Annotated in this window: 21 protein-coding genes; 7 read left to right on the top strand and 14 right to left on the bottom strand. The window is 67.9% G+C overall.

All coding sequences use genetic code 11. From position 1 onward, the window contains the following. Positions 1–18: 18 nt before the first annotated feature. Both RQI28_RS16750 and gpmA read right to left on the bottom strand, forming a co-directional pair. Positions 19–1,455 (bottom strand): S41 family peptidase, encoded by a 1,437-nt coding sequence (locus RQI28_RS16750; RefSeq protein WP_311222435.1) that lies wholly within the window; start codon positions 1,453–1,455, stop codon positions 19–21. Positions 1,456–1,561: 106 nt separating this feature from the next. After that, positions 1,562–2,305 carry a 2,3-diphosphoglycerate-dependent phosphoglycerate mutase gene (gene gpmA / locus RQI28_RS16745; protein WP_311222434.1) on the bottom strand — a complete coding sequence of 248 codons (744 nt, stop codon included), beginning with the start codon at positions 2,303–2,305 and terminating at the stop codon, positions 1,562–1,564. Positions 2,306–2,387: 82 nt separating this feature from the next. Here gpmA and RQI28_RS16740 point away from each other — a divergent pair, with 82 nt between their 5' ends. The 4 genes from RQI28_RS16740 to RQI28_RS16725 all read left to right on the top strand — a co-directional run bounded on the left by RQI28_RS16740 (position 2,388) and on the right by RQI28_RS16725 (position 4,789). After that, the gene (locus tag RQI28_RS16740; RefSeq protein WP_311222433.1) at positions 2,388–2,795 is read left to right on the top strand and encodes a rhodanese-like domain-containing protein; all 408 of its coding nucleotides are present in this window, start codon (positions 2,388–2,390) and stop codon (positions 2,793–2,795) included. Positions 2,796–2,868: 73 nt separating this feature from the next. Next, on the top strand, positions 2,869–3,129 hold the full coding sequence (grxC, locus tag RQI28_RS16735) for a glutaredoxin 3 (protein WP_311222432.1): 261 nt from the start codon (positions 2,869–2,871) through the stop codon (positions 3,127–3,129). 125 nt (positions 3,130–3,254) lie between these two features. Then, positions 3,255–3,716 (top strand): protein-export chaperone SecB, encoded by a 462-nt coding sequence (secB, locus tag RQI28_RS16730; protein WP_311222431.1) that lies wholly within the window; start codon positions 3,255–3,257, stop codon positions 3,714–3,716. 62 nt (positions 3,717–3,778) lie between these two features. Continuing rightward, the gene (locus RQI28_RS16725) at positions 3,779–4,789 is read left to right on the top strand and encodes an NAD(P)H-dependent glycerol-3-phosphate dehydrogenase (protein WP_311222430.1); all 1,011 of its coding nucleotides are present in this window, start codon (positions 3,779–3,781) and stop codon (positions 4,787–4,789) included. 240 nt (positions 4,790–5,029) lie between these two features. Here RQI28_RS16725 and panC read toward each other — a convergent pair whose 3' ends face one another. The 3 genes from panC to RQI28_RS16710 are packed head-to-tail and all read right to left on the bottom strand — an operon-like array spanning position 5,030 to position 8,590. Beyond that, the gene (gene panC / locus RQI28_RS16720) at positions 5,030–5,902 is read right to left on the bottom strand and encodes a pantoate--beta-alanine ligase (RefSeq protein WP_311222429.1); all 873 of its coding nucleotides are present in this window, start codon (positions 5,900–5,902) and stop codon (positions 5,030–5,032) included. Between the two features lie 44 nt (positions 5,903–5,946). Next, positions 5,947–6,831 (bottom strand): 3-methyl-2-oxobutanoate hydroxymethyltransferase, encoded by an 885-nt coding sequence (gene panB, locus RQI28_RS16715; RefSeq protein WP_311222428.1) that lies wholly within the window; start codon positions 6,829–6,831, stop codon positions 5,947–5,949. Positions 6,832–6,862: 31 nt separating this feature from the next. Then, positions 6,863–8,590, bottom strand: coding sequence for a diguanylate cyclase (locus RQI28_RS16710; RefSeq protein WP_311222427.1), 1,728 nt, complete (start codon positions 8,588–8,590; stop codon positions 6,863–6,865). 171 nt (positions 8,591–8,761) lie between these two features. Here RQI28_RS16710 and nadC point away from each other — a divergent pair, with 171 nt between their 5' ends. The 3 genes from nadC to RQI28_RS16695 all read left to right on the top strand — a co-directional run bounded on the left by nadC (position 8,762) and on the right by RQI28_RS16695 (position 12,770). Next, positions 8,762–9,655, top strand: a complete 894-nt coding sequence (nadC, locus tag RQI28_RS16705) for a carboxylating nicotinate-nucleotide diphosphorylase (protein WP_311222426.1) — start codon at positions 8,762–8,764, stop codon at positions 9,653–9,655. 65 nt (positions 9,656–9,720) lie between these two features. Then, on the top strand, positions 9,721–10,863 hold the full coding sequence (nadA, locus tag RQI28_RS16700) for a quinolinate synthase NadA (RefSeq protein ID WP_311222425.1): 1,143 nt from the start codon (positions 9,721–9,723) through the stop codon (positions 10,861–10,863). 59 nt (positions 10,864–10,922) lie between these two features. Continuing rightward, positions 10,923–12,770, top strand: coding sequence for a chorismate-binding protein (locus RQI28_RS16695; protein ID WP_311222424.1), 1,848 nt, complete (start codon positions 10,923–10,925; stop codon positions 12,768–12,770). On the opposite strand, the gene RQI28_RS16690 is transcribed toward RQI28_RS16695, so the two are convergent. The 9 genes from RQI28_RS16690 to nadB all read right to left on the bottom strand — a co-directional run bounded on the left by RQI28_RS16690 (position 12,715) and on the right by nadB (position 20,585). Beyond that, positions 12,715–13,392, bottom strand: coding sequence for a tRNA-uridine aminocarboxypropyltransferase (locus RQI28_RS16690; protein WP_311222423.1), 678 nt, complete (start codon positions 13,390–13,392; stop codon positions 12,715–12,717). The two genes, RQI28_RS16695 and RQI28_RS16690, sit on opposite strands and share 56 nt — an antisense overlap. A gap of 196 nt (positions 13,393–13,588) precedes the next feature. After that, on the bottom strand, positions 13,589–13,948 hold the full coding sequence (locus RQI28_RS16685) for a 5-carboxymethyl-2-hydroxymuconate Delta-isomerase (RefSeq protein ID WP_311222422.1): 360 nt from the start codon (positions 13,946–13,948) through the stop codon (positions 13,589–13,591). A 46-nt stretch (positions 13,949–13,994) separates the two neighbouring features. After that, a complete protein-coding gene (locus RQI28_RS16680) occupies positions 13,995–14,357 on the bottom strand; it encodes a 6-carboxytetrahydropterin synthase (protein ID WP_311222421.1) in 363 nt (120 codons plus the stop codon). A gap of 154 nt (positions 14,358–14,511) precedes the next feature. After that, entirely contained in the window at positions 14,512–15,150 is a 639-nt protein-coding gene (queE, locus tag RQI28_RS16675; RefSeq protein WP_311222420.1) for a 7-carboxy-7-deazaguanine synthase, read from the bottom strand. Further along, a complete protein-coding gene (bioF, locus tag RQI28_RS16670) occupies positions 15,147–16,397 on the bottom strand; it encodes an 8-amino-7-oxononanoate synthase (RefSeq protein ID WP_311222419.1) in 1,251 nt (416 codons plus the stop codon). The genes queE and bioF overlap by 4 nt, the downstream gene beginning before the upstream one ends. A 2-nt stretch (positions 16,398–16,399) precedes the next feature. Further along, positions 16,400–17,080, bottom strand: coding sequence for a dethiobiotin synthase (bioD, locus tag RQI28_RS16665; RefSeq protein ID WP_311222418.1), 681 nt, complete (start codon positions 17,078–17,080; stop codon positions 16,400–16,402). After that, positions 17,077–18,447, bottom strand: coding sequence for an adenosylmethionine--8-amino-7-oxononanoate transaminase (bioA, locus tag RQI28_RS16660; RefSeq protein WP_311222417.1), 1,371 nt, complete (start codon positions 18,445–18,447; stop codon positions 17,077–17,079). The genes bioD and bioA overlap by 4 nt, the downstream gene beginning before the upstream one ends. A 113-nt stretch (positions 18,448–18,560) precedes the next feature. Continuing rightward, on the bottom strand, positions 18,561–18,941 hold the full coding sequence (gene panD / locus RQI28_RS16655; protein ID WP_311222416.1) for an aspartate 1-decarboxylase: 381 nt from the start codon (positions 18,939–18,941) through the stop codon (positions 18,561–18,563). Between the two features lie 30 nt (positions 18,942–18,971). Continuing rightward, positions 18,972–20,585, bottom strand: coding sequence for an L-aspartate oxidase (nadB, locus tag RQI28_RS16650; RefSeq protein ID WP_311222415.1), 1,614 nt, complete (start codon positions 20,583–20,585; stop codon positions 18,972–18,974). Between the last annotated feature and the right edge of the window lie 34 nt (positions 20,586–20,619).

The raw sequence follows: 20,619 nt of genomic DNA, 5'->3' as shown, positions 1-20,619 counted from the left end.
CGGAGGCCCACCCCAGCGTCAGTTTTCCTTCTTTTCTTCCTTGCGCTCTGTCTGCGTCTTGCTCGCCAGCACGGTTTTGCCCTTGAGCTGGTTCAGCGCCTGCGCCAGCTGAAAGTCGGTGTCGGAGCCGAACTCGGGCATCTTGCGTTCCGCCACATGCTTCTTGGTTTCTTCTTCCAGGCGCTTGCGGGCTTCTTCGCGGGCTTTCTCGCGCGCCAAGTCCTTGACCTCTTCGCCTTGGCCGCTGCCCAGGTGCTTTTCCAGGTCGGCTTCCCGCATGCGCAGCGACGCGAAGAGATCGCCTTCGGCGGTTTCATCCACCATCACGTCGGGCACGATGCCCTTGGCCTGGATGGATTTACCGCTGGGGGTGTAGTAGCGGGCAGTGGTCAGCTTGATGCCGGTATCCGGGCCGAGCGGGCGCACGGTTTGCACCGAGCCCTTGCCGAAGGTCTGGCTGCCCATGATGGTGGCGCGCTTGTGGTCCTGCAGCGCGCCGGCGACGATTTCGCTGGCGGAAGCAGACCCTTCGTTGACCAGCACCACGATGGGCACCGTCTTGACGGCAGCCGGCAGGCGGCGCAGCGGGTCACCGCTGCCGCGGCGCTGGTAGAACTCGGGCGCAGCCTTGAACGTGGCCTTGCTTTCAGCCAATTGGCCATTGGTGGACACCACGGTCACGTTCTCGGGCAGGAAGGCAGCCGACACGGCCACGGCCGCATCCAGCAGGCCACCGGGGTCGTTGCGCAGGTCGAGCACCAGTCCCTTCAGGTTGGGCTCCTGCTTGTAGACCTCTTCGATCTTGCGAACGAAATCGTCCACCGTGCGTTCCTGGAACTGCGAAAGGCGAACCCACGCGTAGCCCGGTTCCACCACCTTGCCCTTGACCGATTGGGTCTTGATCTCTTCGCGCGTGATGGTCACGGGGAAGCTGCGGCTTTCGTCCTTGCGCAGAATGGTCAGCGTGACCTGCGTGTTGGGTTCGCCGCGCATCTTCTTCACCGCGTCATTCAGGGCCAGACCCTTGACGGCGGTGTCGTCAATCTTGGTGATCAGGTCATTCGTCTTCAGGCCGGCGCGAAAGGCGGGGGAGCCTTCGATCGGCGAGACGACCTTGATCAAACCGTCTTCCTGCGTGATCTCGATGCCCACGCCCACGAAGCGGCCCGAGGTGCCCTCGCGGAATTCCTTGAAGGACTTCTTGTCGAAGTACTGGGAATGCGGGTCGAGGCTGGAAACCATGCCGGAGATGGCGTCGGTGATGAGCTTCTTGTCATCCACCGGCTCGACATAGTCGGTCTTGACCAGCCCGAATACGGCGGACAACTGCTGGATTTCCTCCAGCGGCAGCGGGGTCATGGCGCCGCGCGCCACGGTTTGCAGCGACACCGTGGTCAGTGCGCCAGCGACGACACCCACCGTAATCCAGCCCGTAATCTTGAGTTTCTGGCCCATAGAACACCTTTACCGCTTCAATATACATACCTTGGAAGGGCCAGGCCCCGCGCAGTTCCCTGCAGGGCCTCTCTACCGTGCGACTCCGCACGGTTTTGCCGGGGCTTTACGCCTTGCCTTGCGATGCTACGGCCGCTGCGGCTTTCGCCGCCGCTTCTGCGTCACCCAGATAGTAGTGGCGCAGGGGCTTCAAATCGGCATCCAGTTCATATACCAGTGGAATGCCGTTGGGAATGTTCAGGCCGACGATGTCGTCGTCGGCGATGTTATCCAGATACTTCACCAACGCTCGGATCGAGTTGCCATGCGCGGCCACCACCACACGGCTGCCTGAGCGGATCGCCGGCGCCATGGTGTCGTTCCAGAAGGGCAGCACGCGGGCCACGGTGTCTTTCAGGCATTCGGTGAGCGGGATCTGCTCGGGCGACAGCGCGCCATAACGGATGTCGCCACGTTCGCTGCGCGCGTCGCCCGCTTCCAGCGCCGGGGGTGGCGTGTCATAGCTGCGGCGCCAGACCAGCACCTGCGCATCGCCGTATTCCTTGGCCGTCTCTGCCTTGTTCAGGCCTTGCAGAGCGCCGTAGTGGCGCTCGTTCAGGCGCCAGCTGTGCTGCACGGGCAGCCAGGTGCGGTCCATCTCGTCCAGCGTATGCCAGAGTGTGCGCGTGGCGCGCTTGAGCACGCTCGTGTATGCCAGATCGAAGTCGTATCCCTCGGCCTTGAGAAGGCGGCCGGCGTTCTTGGCCTGCTCCACGCCTGTGTCGGTCAGGTCCACGTCGGTCCAGCCGGTGAATCGGTTTTCCAGATTCCAGGTCGATTCTCCGTGGCGTATCAGGACGAGCTTGTACATGTTTCCCTCAAGGAGTCAGGTTCAAAACCTGACATTCTAGAATTGCGTGCTTTGCTTCCCTTTGCTTCTTTTGAGGATCGACGTGAATTTCATCATTGACAACTGGTATCTGTTGCTTATCGCGCTGGCCTCCGCCGGCATGTTGCTGGTGCCTCTGGCCCGCAGCGCCACCGGCGGGTCGCTGTCTCCGGCGAACGCGGTGCAGCTCATCAACCGCGAAAAGGCCGTGGTCATCGATGTCAGCGAGCCGGCTGAATTTGCCCTGGGTCACGTGGGCGGAGCCAAGAACATTCCTCTGGCGCAGCTGGAAGAGCGCCTGCCGCAGGTGGTGAAGAACAAGGCGCTGCCGGTGGTGCTGGTGTGCGCCAAGGGTTCGCGGGCACAGCGCGCCGTGGGCGTGGCCAAGAAGCTGGGTTACGACAACGCACAGGCTTTGGCCGGGGGCCTCAAGGGCTGGAAGGAAGCGGCGCTGCCGGTTGAAAAAGCCTGAGTCGGCGCCATCTGCTGCCAACGTTCTGCTTTTTAGCACTCCCCTTTTTTCCTGCATTACCTGAAAGGCCGCCATGCAAACCGTGAAGATGTACACCACTGCCGTCTGTCCCTACTGCATTCGCGCCAAGCAGATCCTCAAGTCCAAGGGTGTCGAGCAGATCGAAGAGATCCGCATCGACATCGATGCGGCCGCACGCACGCAGATGATGGAAATCACCGGCCGCCGCACGGTGCCGCAGATCTTCATCGGCGATACGCATGTGGGCGGCCATGACGATCTGGTGGCGCTCGACGGACGGGGCGGCCTGATGCCGCTGTTGAACCCTGCTTGACCTGTACAGGGCTGCATAATGCGGCCCGACTGCCCGCTGCGGGAGCATCCCCGGCGGGCTTTGTTTTGCCGATTCCTGTTGAGAATCGACGACCGAACGACGATTGATTGAAAGAGACCGAGACCATGGCTACCGAAGAAGCAACCCCCGTGTTCCAGATCCAGCGCGTCTACCTGAAGGACGCCTCCCTGGAGCAGCCGAACTCCCCCGGCATCCTGCTGGAGCAGCAGCAGCCCAGCGTGGACATTCAGCTCGGCGTGGAAGCCACGCCCGTGGCCGAAGGCATCTTCGAAGTGGCCGTGACCGCCACCGTGCAGACCAAGATCCAGGACAAGACCGTTTTCCTGGTCGAAGCCAAGCAAGCCGGCATCTTCGAGATCCGCAACGTGCCTGAAGACCAGATGGGCCCGATCATGGGGATCGCCTGCCCGCAGATCGTGTACCCCTACCTGCGTGGCAACGTGGCCGACCTGATCACCCGCGCTGGCTTTCCGCCCGTGCACCTGGCGGAAATCAACTTCCAGGCGATGTACGAACAGCAGCAAGCGCAGGCTGCGGGCGAACCTTCGTCCATCCTGACGCAGTAAGTTCAACTGGCGTTTAGAGGTCTTTTTGGCCTCTGGCGCTTGTCCATCAAGCGCTGATAGCTATGAAATTAATAGTAATTGGCGCCGGCGCCTGGGGAACAGCGATGGCCATGAGCGCCGCGTCGCATCCCGCCGGGCATGCCGTCACGCTCTGGGCGCGTGATGCCGCACAGGCTGCCGCCATGGCGGCCGCGCGCGAAAACTCGCGCTATCTGCCCGGCCTTCCTTTTCCTGACTCCTTGGCGGTGACTTCCGGCGACGTTCTGAGGCTCGCGGCTCGGGCCGATCTGGTCGTGGTCGCCACGCCCATGGCTGCGCTGCGGGCGACGCTTTCGGCGTTGGCCGGTGTGACGGCGCCTGTCGCCTGGCTGTGCAAAGGCTTTGAGGCGCCTGAAGCGGGCAGTGGCGCCGCGGGGTTGATGGCCCATGAAGTCTGTGCCCAAGCCGCCCCGACGCTGCTGTCAGGCGCGCTTAGCGGCCCGAGCTTTGCGCAGGAGGTGGCCCGCTCGCAACCCACCGCGCTGGTGGCCGCCAGCGAACATGCCACCGTGCGCGATGTGCTGGTGCAAGCGTTTCATAGCCCCAGCCTGCGGGTCTATGCCAACGACGACATCGTAGGTGTCGAAGTAGGTGGAGCGGTGAAGAACGTCCTGGCGATTGCCACGGGCCTGTGCGACGGATTGAACCTGGGCCTGAACGCGCGTGCCGCTCTGGTCACGCGCGGCCTGGCCGAGATGACCCGCCTGGGCGTGGCGCTGGGTGCGCGGCTGGACACTTTCATGGGCCTGTCGGGCCTGGGCGATCTGGTGCTGACCGCAACCGGTGACCTGTCGCGCAACCGCCGTGTCGGACTGTTGCTGGCGCAGGGCCAGACGCTGCAAGAAGTCGTCGCATCGCTGGGCCATGTGGCCGAGGGCGTCTACAGCGCGCGGACGGTGGCGCACCGGGCGGCGGCGCTGGGCATCGACATGCCGATCACGCAGGCCGTTGTGGACCTGCTGGACGCAAAAATGCGGCCTACCGAAGCGGTGGCCGCATTGATGGGAAGAGACCCGGCTGTGGAACAGCCCTGATTTTCTCCGCGAACCGATGGGTGTCTGTCAAAACACGCCAAACAGCATCAGCAGCAGAACAACAGACAGTGGGACGCCGAGAAGCCAAGCGATGATGGGCATGAAGTACTCCTGATCAATGGGTTGAAGGGATGGCTCAACGTTATCGGGGGAGACTCGCCTGGACTGTGCGACAGGGTGCGGGCGTGCTGTAGGCGGTGGCCTATGCGGGGCGTGAGTCCCGCTGGCAAGGCTGCTGTTTCAAAACTCCAGGTTGTCGATCAGGCGGGTGCTGGCCAGCCGCGCTGCGCCCAATGCCACCAGCGGGCCGCGCAGCGCTGATGCATCGGCGGGTGCTTGCAGGTCATGGCGCTGGCGCACGGTGAGGTAGTCGGGCTCCCAGCCCAGCGCGCGCAAACGCTCCTGTGCCTGTGCTTCGAGCTGCGCCAGCGAGGCAGCGTCAGATGAAGAACCCACGGCATCTGCCAATGACCGTAGCGCCTGCGACAGCTGCACGGCGCGCAGGCGATCCTCCGCGCTCAGGTAGCCATTGCGCGAGCTCAGCGCCAGGCCGTCGCCCGCCCGCGCCGTGTCGCCCGCCACCACGTCGACGGGCAGTGCGAATTGCTCCACCATCCGGCGGATGACCATCAGCTGCTGGTAGTCCTTCTTGCCGAAGACGGCCGTGCCGATGCCGGCGCCCCCGCCCGCACTGCTGCCGAAGAACACGGCAGAAAACAGCTTCATCACCACGGTGCACACACCCGTGAAAAATCCTGGGCGAAAGTGGCCTTCCAGCAGGTCGGCCAGGGCGGCATCGGGCACCACCTTGAAGGTCTGCGGCTCGGGATACAGATCGGCCTCGCGCGGTGCGAACAGCACGTCACAACCGGCGGCGGCCAGCTGGGCGCAGTCGCTGTCCCAAGTGCGTGGGTAGCTGTCGAAATCTTCATGCGGCAGAAACTGCAGCCGGTTCACGAAGATGCTGGCCACGGTGACGTCGCCCAGCGGCTGGGCCTGCCGTACCAGCGCGATGTGGCCGGCATGCAGGTTGCCCATGGTGGGCACGAAGGCGGGGCGGCCGCGCCCGGCCAGGGCGGCGCGCAGATCGGCGATGGAATGGGCAATGATCATGCGAGAAGCAGAAGAAAAGCTGAGCGAAAAGATGGGCCGTGGGGTTACCAGGCGTGCAGCGCGTCGTCGGGAAATCGCCCCTGTTTGACCGCCTGCACATAGGCCTCGATGGCGCCGCGCACGCTGCCGGCCTGCTGCATGAAGTCGTGCACGAACTTGGGGTTCTTGCCCAGGTTCACGCCCAGCATGTCGTGCAGCACCAGCACCTGGCCCGCCGTGCCGCTGCCCGCGCCGATGCCGATGGTGTGGCAGTGCGGCAGGGCGTCGGTGACTTCGCGCGCCAGCAGCGCGGGCACCATCTCCAGCACCAGCATGGCGGCGCCAGCGTCCTGCAGCTCGCTCGCCTGGCTGCGCAGCGTGCGCGCGGCCTCGTCGCTGCGGCCTTGCACGCGGTAGCCGCCCAGGGCATGCACGGTTTGCGGGGTCAGGCCCAGGTGGGCGCAGACCGGCACGCCGCGCTCGACCAGAAAGCGCACGGTGGGCGCCGTCCAGCCGCCGCCTTCGAGCTTGACCATGTGGGCGCCCGCCTGCATCAGCGCGCAGGCGCTGCGCATGGCCTGCTCCGGGCCTTCCGAATAGCTGCCGTAGGGCAGGTCGGCGATCAGCCAGGCGGTGCCCTGCACCCGGTGCAGGCCGCGCGCCACGCTGGCCGTGTGGTACGCCATGGTCTCCAGCGACACGCCCACCGTGCTGGGCAGGCCCTGGCAGACCATGCCCAGCGAATCGCCCACCAGGATGCATTCCACGCCCGCCGCGTCGGCCACCGCGGCAAAGGTGGCGTCGTAGGCGGTCAGCATGGCGATCTTCTCGCCCGCTTCGCGCATCTGCGCCAGGCGCGGCAGGCTGACGGGCCGGCGCTGCGGCAAGGGCGATGCGGGCGGCAGGGTGCCGTAGGGCGTGGCGGTGTGGGAGGGCGTTGGCGTGGTCATGCAATCCTCGGGTCACAAAGGAGCCACGAGTCTATCCGGGGCTCTCGCTGCGGTGCAGGCTGTGCTTGCCCGCCTGCTTGCCCCGGTACATGGCTACGTCGGCCAGGCTGATGAGCTCCTGCGCGTCGGTACCGTCGAGCGGCGCGAGGGCATAGCCGATGGTGAGGCCCACCTGCAGCCGGCGCTGGCGCAGCGCGAAGGGCTCCAGAAAGGCCTGCAGCAGCGCCAGGCCCAACGCCTGTGCCTGGTCGGGCTGGTGGATGTCGGGTGCGAGGATCAGAAATTCGTCCCCTCCGGGCCGGGCCACCACGTCGGCCTGCCGCACCGTGTCGCGCAGCCGCTGCCCCACGGCCACCAGCAACTCGTCGCCCACGTCATGCCCATGCAGGTCGTTCACGGGCTTGAACCCATCCAGGTCGAGCAGGTACACCGCCACCAGCCGCGTGGGCGAGCACTGCTCCAGCGCCGATTGCAGCGCCAGATGCATGCTGCGGCGATTGAGCAAGCCGGTCAGCGCATCGGTGTGGGCCAGCGACCGCATGGTGTCGCGCTCGACCAGGGCTTCGTGCGTGGCGCGCCGCAGGGCGTCCGAGCGCAGGCCCAGCACGCGCAGGAAGATCAGCATGTCCGCCGTCGCGCCGAACTGGAACGAGTGCAGCGTCCAGAAGTTGGCCGGCACCCAGCCCTGCACCAGGCACACCATCATGGCGGCGGCTGCGGCGTAGATGGTCCAGCCCACCAGCAGCGTGGCGCCGATCGGGTCGCGCTGGCGGGTGCGCCGCAGCGCCAGCGGCAGGCTGATGAGCGAGGGCACCAGGCCGAACAGGCTCACGATGATGGTGGCGGCCCGCACGCTCAGAATGTCCAGCACGAAGGCCACGGCTGCCAGCGCCATCAGCGCCGCGCCAGCCTTCATGGCGCGCGCATACCGCCCGTGGGGCGCATCGGGCGCCAGCGCGTGGCTGAGGAAAAGGAACGAGCCCGTCAGCGCGACCAGACCCGATGCGATGGCGAAGTGCCCCTCCAGCCAGCGGTTGCCAGGCCACAGGAATTGCGCGCCGATGCCGAAGAACTGCAGCGAGAACCCGGCGCTGCCCAGCACCACCAGGGCGTAGTACCCGAAAAGCTTCTCCCGCTGGCCCACCCATTGCAGCAGGCTGTAGATCAGCAAGCCGAACGCCAGCCCGTTGAGCAAGCCCTGCAGCAACTGCTCGCGCAGAGCCACCCGGGCCCGTACGGGCAGTTCGCTCACGGTGATCGGCAAAATCATCGGGCCCAGCGTGCGCACGCGGATCAGCACGTCATAGCGCTCGCCCGCGACCAGGTTCAGCCGCATTTCCGGCGTGCGGCTGGCCAGGGAGGCCTGGGTCGGCGGGCGCTGATAGCCCAGCAGCGACTGCGCAAGCACCTGGCCGTTCTGCGTCAGGTAGATGTCCACCTCCAGCAGCGAGCTGTAGTCCAGTGCGACCACCCACGGGTCGATGGGCGCCTGCTCCACCGCCAGCGGAATGCGCAGCCACATGGCTTCCTGGCGCACGCCCAGCGATCCGCCGGTGCGCGCTGCCGGCTCGAAATCATTCAGCCGGCCCAGCACGTCCTGCACCGTCAGCTCGCGCGAGGCATCGCCCAGCACAGTGATGGCGTTCCAGGCATTGAGCACGCCAGCGTCTGGCTGCAAACGCAGCGGACTAGCTGCGTGCGCGGGCAGGCAGGCCAGCAGCCACAGGGCGATGGCCGACCAGCGTTTTGCGAGGGTCACAAGCCAGCGCATGAGCTGCGGCAACTCCAGGCGAAAAACTCCAAGCCGCATCGGCATGCAGGTGCCGATAGTGAACGTTGGAAATGGTTACGTATTGTCACGATGCGGCAGTGTAGAAGATCGCCCGGCCTGGCCTTTGCCGCGCCCGGGTTGCCGGTATGCTCGCGGCCCATGACGAATCTGTTACAGACAGCGGCCCACAACGCTGGTGATGCCGCATTGCAAGCCCTGGTGCAGGCCGACGTGGCCCGCGCCCTCGAAGAAGACGTGGGCTCCGGCGACCTGACCGCTGCCCTCATCGACCCCGCCCGCCGCATGCGCGCCCGCATCCTGGCCCGCGAAGCCGCCGTGATCTGCGGCGCGCCCTGGGCCGAAGCCGCCCTGCGTGCGCTGGACCCGGGCGTACAGCTGACCTGGCACGTGCAGGAGGGCCAGCGCTGCACGGCCGACCAGGTGGTGCTGCAGATCGAAGGCCAGGCACGCGCGTTGCTGAGCGCTGAACGCACCGCGCTCAACTTTGTGCAACTGCTGTCGGCCGTGGCCACCAAGACCCGCCGCTATGTGGATGCAGTCGCCGGCACGCGCGCGCAGATCGTCGACACGCGCAAGACCTTGCCCGGCCTGCGCCTGGCGCAGAAATACGCCGTGCGCACCGGCGGCGGCACCAACCACCGCATCGGCCTGCACGACGCGGTGCTGATCAAGGAGAACCACATCGCCGCGGCCGGTGGCGTCACCGCCGTGTTGCGCGCCGCGCAGGCTGTGGCCGCGCAGGCGCAATTCATAGAGATCGAGGTCGAGACGCTGGAGCAGTTGCGCGAAGCCCTGCAGGCCGGTGCCAAGATGGTGCTGCTGGACAACATGCCCCTGCCGCTGCTCCATGAGGCCGTGCGCATCAACGCTGCGCACCCGGCGGGCGGGGCGATTCTGGAAATTTCCGGCGGCGTCACGCTCGAAGGCCTGCGCGCGCTGGCTGAAACCGGCGTGGACCGCATCTCCATCGGCACGCTGACCAAAGACGTGAAGGCGACCGACTTTTCCATGCGCGTGCAGGAACTGGGTTGACATCTGCCGGCCCCGCGCTGATTCGCTCATAAAAAAACAAGCCGGCCCCGCCGCTGGCGCACCCCATGACCCACCCCATCGCCATCGTCGTCAGGGCAGTCGAATACGAGCAGCCCGCCGTAGGCGCGGACGGCGCGCAAGGCGCGGCCTGCTCCACCCACCACGCCTGGGCGCGTGTGCCGCCCGAGCCGGCGCCGGCCGAGCGCGTGGCGCTGAAGGGCCGCATCCGCCAGTTGCTGAAAGAGCGCAATGCCGTGATGGTGTCGCACTACTACGTGCACCCCGACCTGCAGGACCTGGCCGAGGAAACCGGCGGCATCGTCAGCGATTCGCTGGAGATGGCGCGCTTCGGGCGTGACCACGCCGCGCAGACGCTGATCGTCTCGGGCGTGCGCTTCATGGGCGAGACGGCGAAGATTTTGTCGCCCGAAAAGACCGTGCTCATGCCCGACCTGGACGCCACCTGTTCGCTGGATCTGGGCTGCCCCGAAGACGCCTTCAGCGCCTTTTGCGACCAGCACCCCGACCGCACGGTGGTGGTGTACGCCAACACCAGCGCGGCGGTGAAGGCGCGCGCCGACTGGCTCGTCACGTCGAGCTGCGCGCTGGAGATCGTGGGCGCGCTGCATGCCGCCGGACACAAGATTCTGTGGGCGCCCGACCGCCATCTGGGCGGCTACATCCAGCGCGAGACCGGCGCCGACATGCTGTTCTGGAACGGCGCCTGCATCGTGCACGACGAATTCAAGGCGCTGGAGTTGGAAGCGCTCAAGCGCGAACATCCGCACGCCAAGGTGCTGGTGCACCCCGAAAGCCCCGCCGACGTGGTGGCGCTGGCCGACGCCGTGGGCTCCACCAGCGCCATCTTGAAAGCCGCGCGTGAGCTGGATGCCACCGAATTCATCGTCGCCACCGACAACGGCATGATGCACAAGCTGCGCACGCTCAACCCCGGCAAAACCTTCTACGAAGCGCCCACCGCCGGCAACAGCGCCACCTGCAAAAGCTGCGCACACTGCCCCTGGATGGCGATGAACGGCCTGACCGACGTGGCGCGCGTGCTGGAAACCGGCGCCAACGCCGTGCACGTGGAGCCCGCCCTGATTCCGCGCGCGCGCCACCCCATCGACCGCATGCTGGCCTTCACCGCCGCGCTGAAAAGCGGGCAGCCTGCCGGCACGCTGGTGCGGCACATCGGCGCCGCATAATTCATTTGCTATAAAAATAATAGCTGCTTGCGCTTGATGGGTAAGCGCTGGAGCCTGATTTGACCTTAAAAGTGCTGCTCGACTTCACCCAACCGCAGGGCGCAGCGGCCGGTGCGCGGCTGCGGCACGCCTTCACCGCCACACCGCGCCGCACGCTGGTGGCCCACACCTTGGCCGATGTGCCCGCCGTGCTGCGCGAAGTGGACGCCGCCGCGCGCGCAGGCGCTTGGTGCGTGGGCGGCTTGCGCTACGAAGCCGCCGCCGCATTCGACGCCGCACTGCGCACGCACCCCGTGCCTGCCGGCGAGCCGCTCGCGTGGTTCGCCGTGTTCGACGCGCCCGAGCCCTGGCCCGCACCAGCAAATCTGCCGCCGGTCGCGCACGAGCCCACCGTGCAATGGCACACCGAGCCGCAACGCGCGCCGTTCGACGCCGCCATGGCTGCCCTGCACGCAGGCATTGCGGCGGGCGAGTACTACCAGGTCAATCTCACCGACGCACTGCACGGCAGCGTGCAGGCCGCCCCCGGCGCCGATGCGGCCGATGCCGCCGGCACAGCGCAGGCGCTGTTCGCGGCGCTGCAGCGTGCCCAGCCGGGCGGCTACGCGCTCTACCTGGACATGGGCGCGGAACAGGTGCTGTCGGTCTCGCCCGAGCTGTTCTTCGACTGGCAGGACGGTGGCATGGCCCACGGCGGCGGCCAGCTGCTGGCCCGTCCCATGAAAGGCACGGCTCCGCGCGGCTCCACGCCCAACGAGGACGCCGCCGCCGCCGCCGCCCTGCGCGCCAGCCCGAAGGAGCGCGCCGAGAACGTGATGATCGTGGACTTGCTGCGCAACGATCTCTCGCGCATTGCCACGCCGCACAGCGTGCGCGTGCCGGCGCTCTTTGCCACCCAGGCGTTGCCGGCGGTGTGGCAGATGACGTCCGACGTGCAGGCCGAGACACCCGCAGGCACTACGCTGGCCGACGTGTTCGGCGCGCTCTTCCCCTGCGGCTCCATCACCGGCGCGCCCAAGGTGCGCGCCATGCAGGCCATCCACGCGCTGGAGCCCGCGCCGCGCGGCTGGTACTGCGGCGCCTTAGGCGTGGTGCGCCCGCGCCCGGGCGGCGGCCTGGCCGCCACATTCAACGTACCGATCCGCACCGTGGAGCTGCATGGTGACAACGCCCGCTGCGGCATCGGCAGCGGCATTACCCACGGCGCCCGCGCCGACGCCGAATGGCAGGAATGGCGCCACAAGCGCGCCTTCCTCGTGCGCGCCAGCGAGCCCTTCGACTTGTTGGAAACCCTGGCCCTGCAGGACGGCGCCTTTCGCCACCGCGCCGACCACCTGGCCCGCATGGCGGCATCTGCCGCGCACTTCAACGTGCCGTGGCATGCCGGCCGCATCGACGCCTGCCTGCAAGCATTGGCTGCGGCCCACCCGCTGGGTGCATGGCGCGCGCGGCTGCTGCTGCGCGCCGATGGCGAGCCGCGCGCCGAAGCCTTCACGCTGCTACCGGGCGCTGGCGGCCCGGTGCGGCTGGCGCTCGCCGGCAGTCCGCTGATGGAAGCCCACACCGAATTCGTGCGGCACAAAACCACGCGCCGCGCGCACTACGCCGCCTTCGCGCCCGCGTCGGGCTCAGGCATGTTCGACACGCTGCTCTACAACCCGCAGGGCGAAATCACCGAAACCACCTTCGGCAACATCGCCGCGCAGTTGGAAGACGGCCGCTGGATCACGCCACCGCTGGCCTGTGGGCTGCTGCCCGGTGTGGGCCGTGCGGTGGCCCTGCGCGAAGGCCGCGTGACGGAAGAAGTGCTGCGTTTGCCCGACCTGCCGCGCGTGCAGGGCTGGGCGTTCGTCAACAGTTTGCGGGGCTGGCTGCCGGCGGAACTCGCGCCGATTGCCGTGCCATGAAAACCTCCAGCGCATCCAGCACGGGCGCATAGCGGTCTGCACTACCTTCGACATGCGCCAGCGCGGTGCAGGTGGCTTCCAGCGTCGATAGCTGGTGCGGCGCGTGCGCGCGGCGGATACGGTAGCGGGGTGCGGGCAAGTCGGGCAGCAGCAGGCGGGGCAGTTGCTGCAAAAGCGGATTGAGGTAGAGCATCTTGCGGCTCTTGCGCCAGGTGCCGTCCAGTACCACCAACCGCAGCGCGGCGGGGTCGCCGGCCAGCCATGCGGGGGGTAGCGGGGGCGGGGCGATCAAAGGCAGGGCCGGGTCGGGCGGTGAGGGCGGGTACAGCAACACGGTGCGCTGCCCGATATCGGGCGGTGTGTCGAGCGCCGCGCCGTCCCAGGGCGCTGCCAGCCAGCGCTGCAGCGATTCGACGTCGAACACCTCGCCCACTTCCAGCCGGCTGCGCGGCAGGCACAGGTGCAGCAGGCGCGCCGTCCCCTTGGCGTGGCTGGACTCCAGCGGGTGCTGCAGGATCAGCACCTCAGCTTGGTGAGCGACGGGCGCGGCCACGTCGCACAGGCAGGTGGCGCCAGGCCGCAGGCAGGCAACGCACCGCAGGCGCCTGGTGCTCGACATCATTTTGCTATTAAAAGCATAGCTAATGGCGCTTATCCATCAAGCGCTAGAGGCACTTTTTGCTTGAATTTTGTTCAGCGCCCAATGCCGGTCAGTTAAACCGTTTCCCCTGTGCCTGCCCGAGGGCTTATGCAATCACGTGCCCTGGCTTCGACAGGCTCAGCCCGAACGGATTCTTCTTCACTGAATGGCGCTGGGCTCAGAGCCGTTCTTTCACATACGAGGGCCGGTCCATGTCGATGATCTCCACGCTCAGCTGCACCAGCACGCCTTCGGGGCGAGGGCTCAAGGGGCGCAGCACGTCGGCGATGCGGCCGGCCAGGTCTTTCTTGGCCTCGGGGCCACGGCCGGCCAGCAGGCGCAGTTGCGCGTGGATGAAGGCGCGGTGCGCGGGCGCGGTGCCGATCTCGAAATTGCCGGTGCGCACGAAACGGGTCTTCAGGTCGGCCTCGTCCAGGATCTCGGGGCTGGTGGTCAGGCTGGCGTTGAGCGCGGTCAGCGCCTGCGCTTCAGGAAAGTCGGGCAGGTTGTTGCTGTATTCGATGGTGAGATGCGGCATGGAAAGGCTCCTGAACGTGGTTGGCAAAAAAAGAAATGAGCGGAAATCAGAGGTCGAGCACGCAGCCGTCGCCCACGCCCTCGCGCCACACGCGCACGCGGCTGGGGGCGGGCTGCAGGTCGGCCAGGGCGCGGGCGATGAAGACGCACAGGTTCTCCAGCGTGGCGGGGCCTAAGCCCGGCACTTCGTCGAGCAGGTGGTGGTCGAGTTGCTCGCGCAGCTGCGCGCAGCGCGCGCGCAGGTGGCCTAGGTCGATCACCATGCCCGTCTGCGGATGGCGCGGCCCGGTGACTGAGATCTCGGCATGGTAGGTGTGGCCGTGGATGCGACGGCTGCCTTCGGTTTCGATCTCGCGCTGCAGCGTGTGCGCGGCGTCGAAGAAAAAGCGTTGGTGGACGGTGAACTGCATGGTGCGAAGAACCAGGGAAAACAAAAAGGAAAGACGTTGGTAGAGCGGCTGGCAGAACCCAGCGAAGCGGTTCCGGCTAGGCGCCGCATCGCAGGCAGTACGTGTAGTACGACAAGATGCGGCAACAACGCCAGAAGGGTTCTGTCAGTCGCTCTTATCGGATGCCGGTGAGTTTGTGGGTTTGCAGGCTCAGTCGCCAAGCCGGTCTTTCCAGGCAGGCGTCGATGCAGCGGCCGATGTTCTCGGACTGCTCTGGCCCGTCCATCGGCTGCAGAAAGCGGTGCGCAAAGCGGGTCTGTGTCTCCAGCGCCTGCAGGTCGAACCCTGGCTGCGGCCAGACCAGCTTGAGCTCCTGCCCTTCGCGCTGCACCCAGGGTGCGCCCGCCTTGGGGCTGATGCACAGCCAGTCGATGCCCTCGGGCGCCTTGACGGTGCCGTTGCTTTCCACGGCGATGCGGAAGTGCCGCGCATGTAGCGCGTCGATGAGGGCTGTGTCTACCTGCAAGAGCGGCTCGCCGCCGGTCAGCACGACCAGGCGGTGCGCTGCGTCGTGCGCGGGCCACTGCGCGGCGATCTGGTCGGCCAGCGCATCGGCGGTGGTGAACTTGCCGCCCAGCGTGCCGTCGATGCCGACGAAGTCGGTGTCGCAGAAGCGGCAGATGGCGGTGTCGCGGTCTTCTTCACGCCCGCTCCACAGGTTGCAGCCGGCAAAGCGGCAGAACACCGCGGGCGTGCCGGCCTGGCCGCCTTCGCCCTGCAGCGTGTAGAAGATTTCCTTGACGCTGTAGGTCATGCAAAGGCTTTCGATGGGGCGTGGGCAGGGGCCAGTTCGGCCAGCGCCGTTACCAGCTGGGCGATGTCGGCCTCGGTGTGCGCGGCCGACAGGGCGATGCGCAGGCGGGCGGTGCCTTCCGGCACGGTGGGCGGGCGAATGGCCGGCACCCAGAGGCCGCGCGCGCGCAGCGCCTCCATCACGGCCAGGGCCTCGTCGTTGCCGCCGATGACCAGCGGCTGGATCGCGGTGCGCGATGCGCCCAGCTGCCAGTGCGTGCCGTGCAGCACGGGCGCCAGGCCGTCACGCAGCTGCGCGATGCGTTCCTGCAGCCGGGCGCGCAGCGCGCCGCCGCGCTCGATCTGGTCGAGCCCCGCCTGCATGGCGCGTGCCAGCAAAGCGGGTGCTGCGGTGGCGAAGATGTAGCTGCGGGTCTTCTGCAGCAGCCATTCGATCAGCACGTCGCTGCCCGCCACGAAGCCGCCGGCTCCGCCCGCGGCCTTGCCCAGCGATGCCATGTACAGCACGCGCGGCGATGCGTTGCGTCCGCTCAAGCCGGCCTCGGCCAGCACGCCGCGCCCTTGCGGACCCAACACGCCAAAGCCGTGCGAGTCGTCCAGCAGCAGCAGCGCGTCGTGCCGCTCGCACAGCGCCAGCAGCGCGCGCACGTCGGCCACGTCGCCGTCCATGCTGAAGACGGCGTCGGTGATGACCAGCTTGCGGCGCGCCGTGCTGGCCGCCAGCAGTTCGCCCAGCGCTGCCAGGTCGGCATGCGGGTAGCGGTGCACGCTGGCGCGCGAGAGGCGGGCGCCGTCGATCAGGCAGGCGTGGTTCAGCGCATCGGAAAAAAGCGCGTCGCCGTCACCGACCAGCGCGGGCACGATTCCGGTGTTGGTGGAGTAGCCAGCGCTGAAATACAGCGCGCGCGGCAGTTGCGTGAAGTGGGCCAGGTCGGATTCCAGCGCGGCATTGGCCACGCTGTGGCCGCTGACCAGGGGCGAGGCGCCAGAGCCCACGCCGTATTCGCGCACGCCGTCGCAGGCGGCCAGCGCCAGCGCGGTGTGGCTGGCCAGGCCCAGATAGTCGTTGCTGCAGAAGGCCAGCATGGGCTGGCCGTCCACGTCCAGATGCGCGCCCTGCAGCGGGCGCACGGCGCGGCGCTTGCGGCGCAAATGGGCGGCGTCCAGCGCGGCGATGCGCGCCGGAAATTCGTCCAGCCAGGAGCCTTCGGCAGGCGCGGTCGAGTGCGCCGATGAGGTAGCGGGCATGGTCAGGTCCATTCGGTAGGCAGTTGGTAGCACGCGGCCAGGGCGCGTGCGTCGGGTGCGCTCTGGTGCGGCAGGTCGGCCAGCAGCGGCGCGTTCAGGTGCTGGCGCAGCCAGGCGATGTTGTCTTCTGGCGCCAGCATGTGCGGATCGATCCGGCTCACCACCCAGCCGGCCAGCGGCAGCCCGCTTGCGCGCACTGCCTCGGCCGTCAGCGCGGCGTGGCTCAGGCACCCCAGCCGCAGGCCCACCACCAGGATGACGGGCAGGCCCAGCGCCTGGGCCAGGTCGGCGCCGGTGGTGCTATCAGACAGCGGCACGTGCCAGCCACCCGCGCCTTCCACCACCACCGCATCGGCGCGCTCGGCCAGTTGCCGGTAGCTGCGCACGATGGCGGCGATGTCGATGCGCACGCCGGCCCGCTGTGCGGCGATGTGCGGCGAGAGGGGATGGGGTAGCAGCACCGGGTTGTCGAGTTCGGGCGGCACGGCGACGGTGGAGGCGGCTCGCAGCGCGACGGCGTCTTCGTTGGCCAGCACGCCACCCCACAGTTCTGCCCCTGCCGCCACGGGCTTCATGCCCACCACGCGCGCATGGTGGCCCGCCAGCGCGTGCAGCAGCGCGGCGCTGGCCAGGCTCTTGCCCACGCCGGTGTCGGTGCCGGTGACGAAGCAGCCGAAGCTCATGGAAGGCGCTCCTGCAGTGCGCCGTCAGCGGTGTCTTCTTCGGCCAGCGTGGCCTGCAGCGCGGCCAGCGCCTGCGTGGCCAGGTGCTGCACCTCGGCCTCGCCCAGCACGTAGGGCGGCATGGCGTATAGCGTGTTGCCGATGGGCCGCAGCAGCAGCCCGCGCGCCATGGCGTGGCGGTGCAAGCGGCGGGCGAAGTCGGGCAGGGTGGTGTCTACGTCCCACGCCCAGATCATGCCCAGCCGGCGGGCGTGGCGCACACGCGGGTGTGCAGCGATAGGCGCGCAGGCGGCGTCGATAGCGGCGGCCAGGCGCAGATTGGCGGCCAGTGCGTCGGTTTCTTCGAACAAATCGAGCGTGGCCAGCGCGGCGCGGCAGGCCAGCGGATTGCCGGTGTACGAATGCGAATGCAGAAAGCCGCGCGCCACGTCGTCGTCGTAGAAGGCAGCGTAGATGGCGTCGGTGGTCAGCACGGCCGACAGCGGCAGCGTGCCGCCGGTCAGGCCCTTGGACAGGCAGATGAAGTCGGGCGTGATGCCCGCCTGCTGGTGCGCGAACATCGTGCCGGTGCGGCCGAAGCCGACGGCGATTTCGTCCGCCACCAGGTGCACCTCGTAGCGGTCGCACAGCGCGCGGGCCAGGCGCAGGTATTCGGCATCGTGAAACGCCATGCCGGCCGCGCACTGCGACAGCGGCTCCAGGATGAGCGCGGCAGTGGTGGCGTGGTGTTCGGCCAGCCAGCCCTCCAGCGCGGCGGCGGCGCGGCGGGCCACGTCGGCTGCGCTCTCGCCGGGCCGGGCGCCGCGCGCGTCGGGGCTGGGCGCCACATCGGCCAGGCGCACCAGCGGGGCGTAGGCCTCGCGGAACAGCGCGATGTCGGTAACGGCCAGCGCGCCCACGGTCTCGCCGTGGTAGCCGCCGGCCAGGCCCACGAAGCGGCTCTTTTCCGGGCGGCCCTGGTTGCGCCAGAAGTGCGCGCTCATCTTCAGGGCGATCTCGGTGGCGGCGGCGCCGTCGCTGCCGTAGAAAGCGTGGCCCAGGCCGGTCAGCGCGGCCAGGCGTTCCGACAATTCCACCACCGGCGCATGGGTGAAGCCGGCCAGCATCACGTGGTCGAGCTTGGTGAGTTGATCGACCAGGGCCGCCTGGATGCGCGGGTGGCTGTGCCCGAACAGGTTGACCCACCATGAGCTGATGCCGTCCAGGTACCGCTGCCCATCTGCGGCGTACAGCCACGGCCCTGCGGCCCGCGCGATGGCCACGGGCGGCTCGGCCTCGTGCCGCTTCATCTGCGTGCACGGGTGCCAGACGCTGGCGAGGCTGCGGGCGGGGAGGGCGTCGGTCGGAAGATGCAGGGGCGAGCTCATACGAGTTTGAGTTCAATCATTCAATACCGTTCGGGCTGAGCTTGTCGCAGCCTCGCGCGGCGCTTCGACAAGCTCAGCATGAACGGTTGTTGGTATTTTTGAAAACAAACGGGTCACAGGGCTTGGGTGGCAACGGCGTGGCGCAGCTCGGTCTGGCGATTGCGCGCATCGACGAACACAAGCTGCGGCTGGTGCGTGGGCAGCTGGTCTTCATGCACCTGCGCGAAGGCCGCGATGATGAGCAGGTCGCCCACGCTGGCACGGCGTGCGGCCGAGCCGTTCACCGAGATCATGCCGCTGCCCCGCTGCCCCTTGATGGCGTAGGTGATGAAGCGCTCGCCATTGTTGATGTTCCAGATGTGCACCTGTTCGTTCTCGGCGATGTTCGCTGCGTCAAGCAGGTCTTCGTCGATGGCGCATGAGCCTTCGTAGTGCAGCTCGCAGTGCGTGGCAGCTACGCGGTGGATCTTGGACTTGAGCAGGGTGCGGAACATGGGTGTCGCCTCAGGTTCAGGAACAGGGGATCAGCGTGCGCCGGGCACGAGGATGGTGGGCGCGGCCGGTGCGGCGCGTTCGGGCCAGTCGCGGCTGTAGTGCAGCCCCCGGCTTTCGTGCCGCATCTGGGCCGAGCGCACGATCAGCTCGGCCACCTGCACCAGGTTGCGCAGCTCCAGCAGGTCGCGCGAAACGTGGAAGTTGGCGTAGAACTCTGCGATCTCGGCCTGCAGCAGCGTGATGCGGTGCGCCGCGCGCTCCAGCCGCTTGTTGGTGCGCACGATGCCCACGTAGTCCCACATGAAGCGGCGCAGCTCGTCCCAGTTGTGGGAGATGACGACGCACTCGTCGGCGTCGGTCACGCGGCTGTCGTCCCACGCAGGCAGCGCAGGCACGGGCTGGGGCGCGGCGGCGGCGATGTGCTGCGCAGCGGCGCGCGCGAACACCATGCATTCGACCAGCGAGTTGCTGGCCAGGCGATTAGCGCCGTGCAGGCCGGTGCAGGCGGTTTCACCAATGGCGTAGAGGCCAGGCAGGTCGGTGCGGCCGGCCAGGTCGGTCAGCACGCCGCCACAGGTGTAGTGCGCCGCGGGCACCACGGGAATGGGCTCGCGGGTGATGTCGATGCCCAGTTCCGCGCAGCGCGCCAGGATGTTCGGAAAGTGCTCTTGCAGAAAGGCCGGGCTCTGGTGCGAGATGTCCAGGTGCACGCAGTCCAGCCCGTGCGTCTTCATCTCGAAGTCGATGGCGCGGGCCACCACGTCGCGCGGGGCGAGTTCGGCGCGCTCGTCGTGCCGGGGCATGAAGCGCGCACCGCCGGCCGATGCGGGCAGCTTGAGCTGGCCACCTTCGCCACGCACCGCTTCGCTGATCAAAAAGGATTTGGCATGCGGGTGGTAAAGGCACGTCGGGTGGAACTGGATGAATTCCAGGTTCGCCACGCGGCAGCCCGCACGCCAGGCGGCGGCAATGCCGTCGCCGGTGGCCGTGTCGGGGTTGGTGGTGTAGAGATACACCTTGCCCGCGCCGCCCGTGGCCAGGATGGTGTGCGGCGCGCGGAAGGTCAGCACCTCGTCCGCGCCTTCGTCGAGCACGTAGGCGCCCAGGCAGCGCTGGCCGCCTGCGCCCTGGGTGCCGCCCGCCAGGCCCAGCTTGCCCGCACTGATCACGTCCACCAGCGTGTGTTGCTCGAACAGCGTGATGCCGGGCGTGGCGCGCACGGTGTCGATCAGCGTGCGCTGCACGGCTGCGCCCGTGGCGTCGGCTGCATGCACGATGCGGCGCGCGCCGTGGCCGCCCTCGCGCGTCAGGTGCAGAGCGCCGCTCGCTTCGTCCAGCGAAAACGGCACGCCCAGCTGCTGCAGCCAACGGATGGCATCCGGTGCGTTCTCGACCACGAAGCGCGTCGCCGCCAGGTCGCACAGGCCCGCGCCGGCGACCAGCGTGTCCTGCACATGGGCGTCCACGCTGTCGCCCTCGGCCAGCACGGCCGCGATGCCGCCCTGCGCCCAGCCGCTGGCGCCGTCATGCAGCTGGCGCTTGGTGACCACGGCCACGCGGTGCGTGGGCGCCAGGTGCAGGGCGGCGCTGAGGCCCGCCAGGCCGCTGCCGATGATGAGAACGTCGAAGTCGTGCGATGGCATGGGGTTCAAGGGCCTAAAAACGGGCACTCCTGCG

This window comes from Acidovorax sp. WCS2018Noco2-16 (genome assembly GCF_031843945.1).
Classification (GTDB): Bacteria; Pseudomonadota; Gammaproteobacteria; order Burkholderiales; family Burkholderiaceae_C; genus Paracidovorax.
The sequence above is the reverse complement of the archived record's forward strand: the minus strand, read 5'-3'. Positions and strand labels throughout refer to the sequence as shown.

Coding starts and splice junctions, on each gene's coding strand:
- bioA (WP_311222417.1), bottom strand. CDS start 18,447: ATGAGCTCGCCCCTGCATCTTCCGACCGACGCCCTCCCCGCCCGCAGC.
- nadA (WP_311222425.1), top strand. CDS start 9,721: ATGACCCACCCCATCGCCATCGTCGTCAGGGCAGTCGAATACGAGCAG.
- panC (WP_311222429.1), bottom strand. CDS start 5,902: ATGATCATTGCCCATTCCATCGCCGATCTGCGCGCCGCCCTGGCCGGG.
- nadC (WP_311222426.1), top strand. CDS start 8,762: ATGACGAATCTGTTACAGACAGCGGCCCACAACGCTGGTGATGCCGCA.
- RQI28_RS16750 (WP_311222435.1), bottom strand. CDS start 1,455: ATGGGCCAGAAACTCAAGATTACGGGCTGGATTACGGTGGGTGTCGTC.
- panB (WP_311222428.1), bottom strand. CDS start 6,831: ATGACCACGCCAACGCCCTCCCACACCGCCACGCCCTACGGCACCCTG.
- panD (WP_311222416.1), bottom strand. CDS start 18,941: ATGTTCCGCACCCTGCTCAAGTCCAAGATCCACCGCGTAGCTGCCACG.
- RQI28_RS16725 (WP_311222430.1), top strand. CDS start 3,779: ATGAAATTAATAGTAATTGGCGCCGGCGCCTGGGGAACAGCGATGGCC.
- bioF (WP_311222419.1), bottom strand. CDS start 16,397: ATGCCCGCTACCTCATCGGCGCACTCGACCGCGCCTGCCGAAGGCTCC.
- bioD (WP_311222418.1), bottom strand. CDS start 17,080: ATGAGCTTCGGCTGCTTCGTCACCGGCACCGACACCGGCGTGGGCAAG.
- gpmA (WP_311222434.1), bottom strand. CDS start 2,305: ATGTACAAGCTCGTCCTGATACGCCACGGAGAATCGACCTGGAATCTG.
- grxC (WP_311222432.1), top strand. CDS start 2,869: ATGCAAACCGTGAAGATGTACACCACTGCCGTCTGTCCCTACTGCATT.
- RQI28_RS16690 (WP_311222423.1), bottom strand. CDS start 13,392: ATGATGTCGAGCACCAGGCGCCTGCGGTGCGTTGCCTGCCTGCGGCCT.
- queE (WP_311222420.1), bottom strand. CDS start 15,150: ATGACCTACAGCGTCAAGGAAATCTTCTACACGCTGCAGGGCGAAGGC.
- nadB (WP_311222415.1), bottom strand. CDS start 20,585: ATGCCATCGCACGACTTCGACGTTCTCATCATCGGCAGCGGCCTGGCG.
- RQI28_RS16680 (WP_311222421.1), bottom strand. CDS start 14,357: ATGCAGTTCACCGTCCACCAACGCTTTTTCTTCGACGCCGCGCACACG.
- RQI28_RS16685 (WP_311222422.1), bottom strand. CDS start 13,948: ATGCCGCATCTCACCATCGAATACAGCAACAACCTGCCCGACTTTCCT.
- secB (WP_311222431.1), top strand. CDS start 3,255: ATGGCTACCGAAGAAGCAACCCCCGTGTTCCAGATCCAGCGCGTCTAC.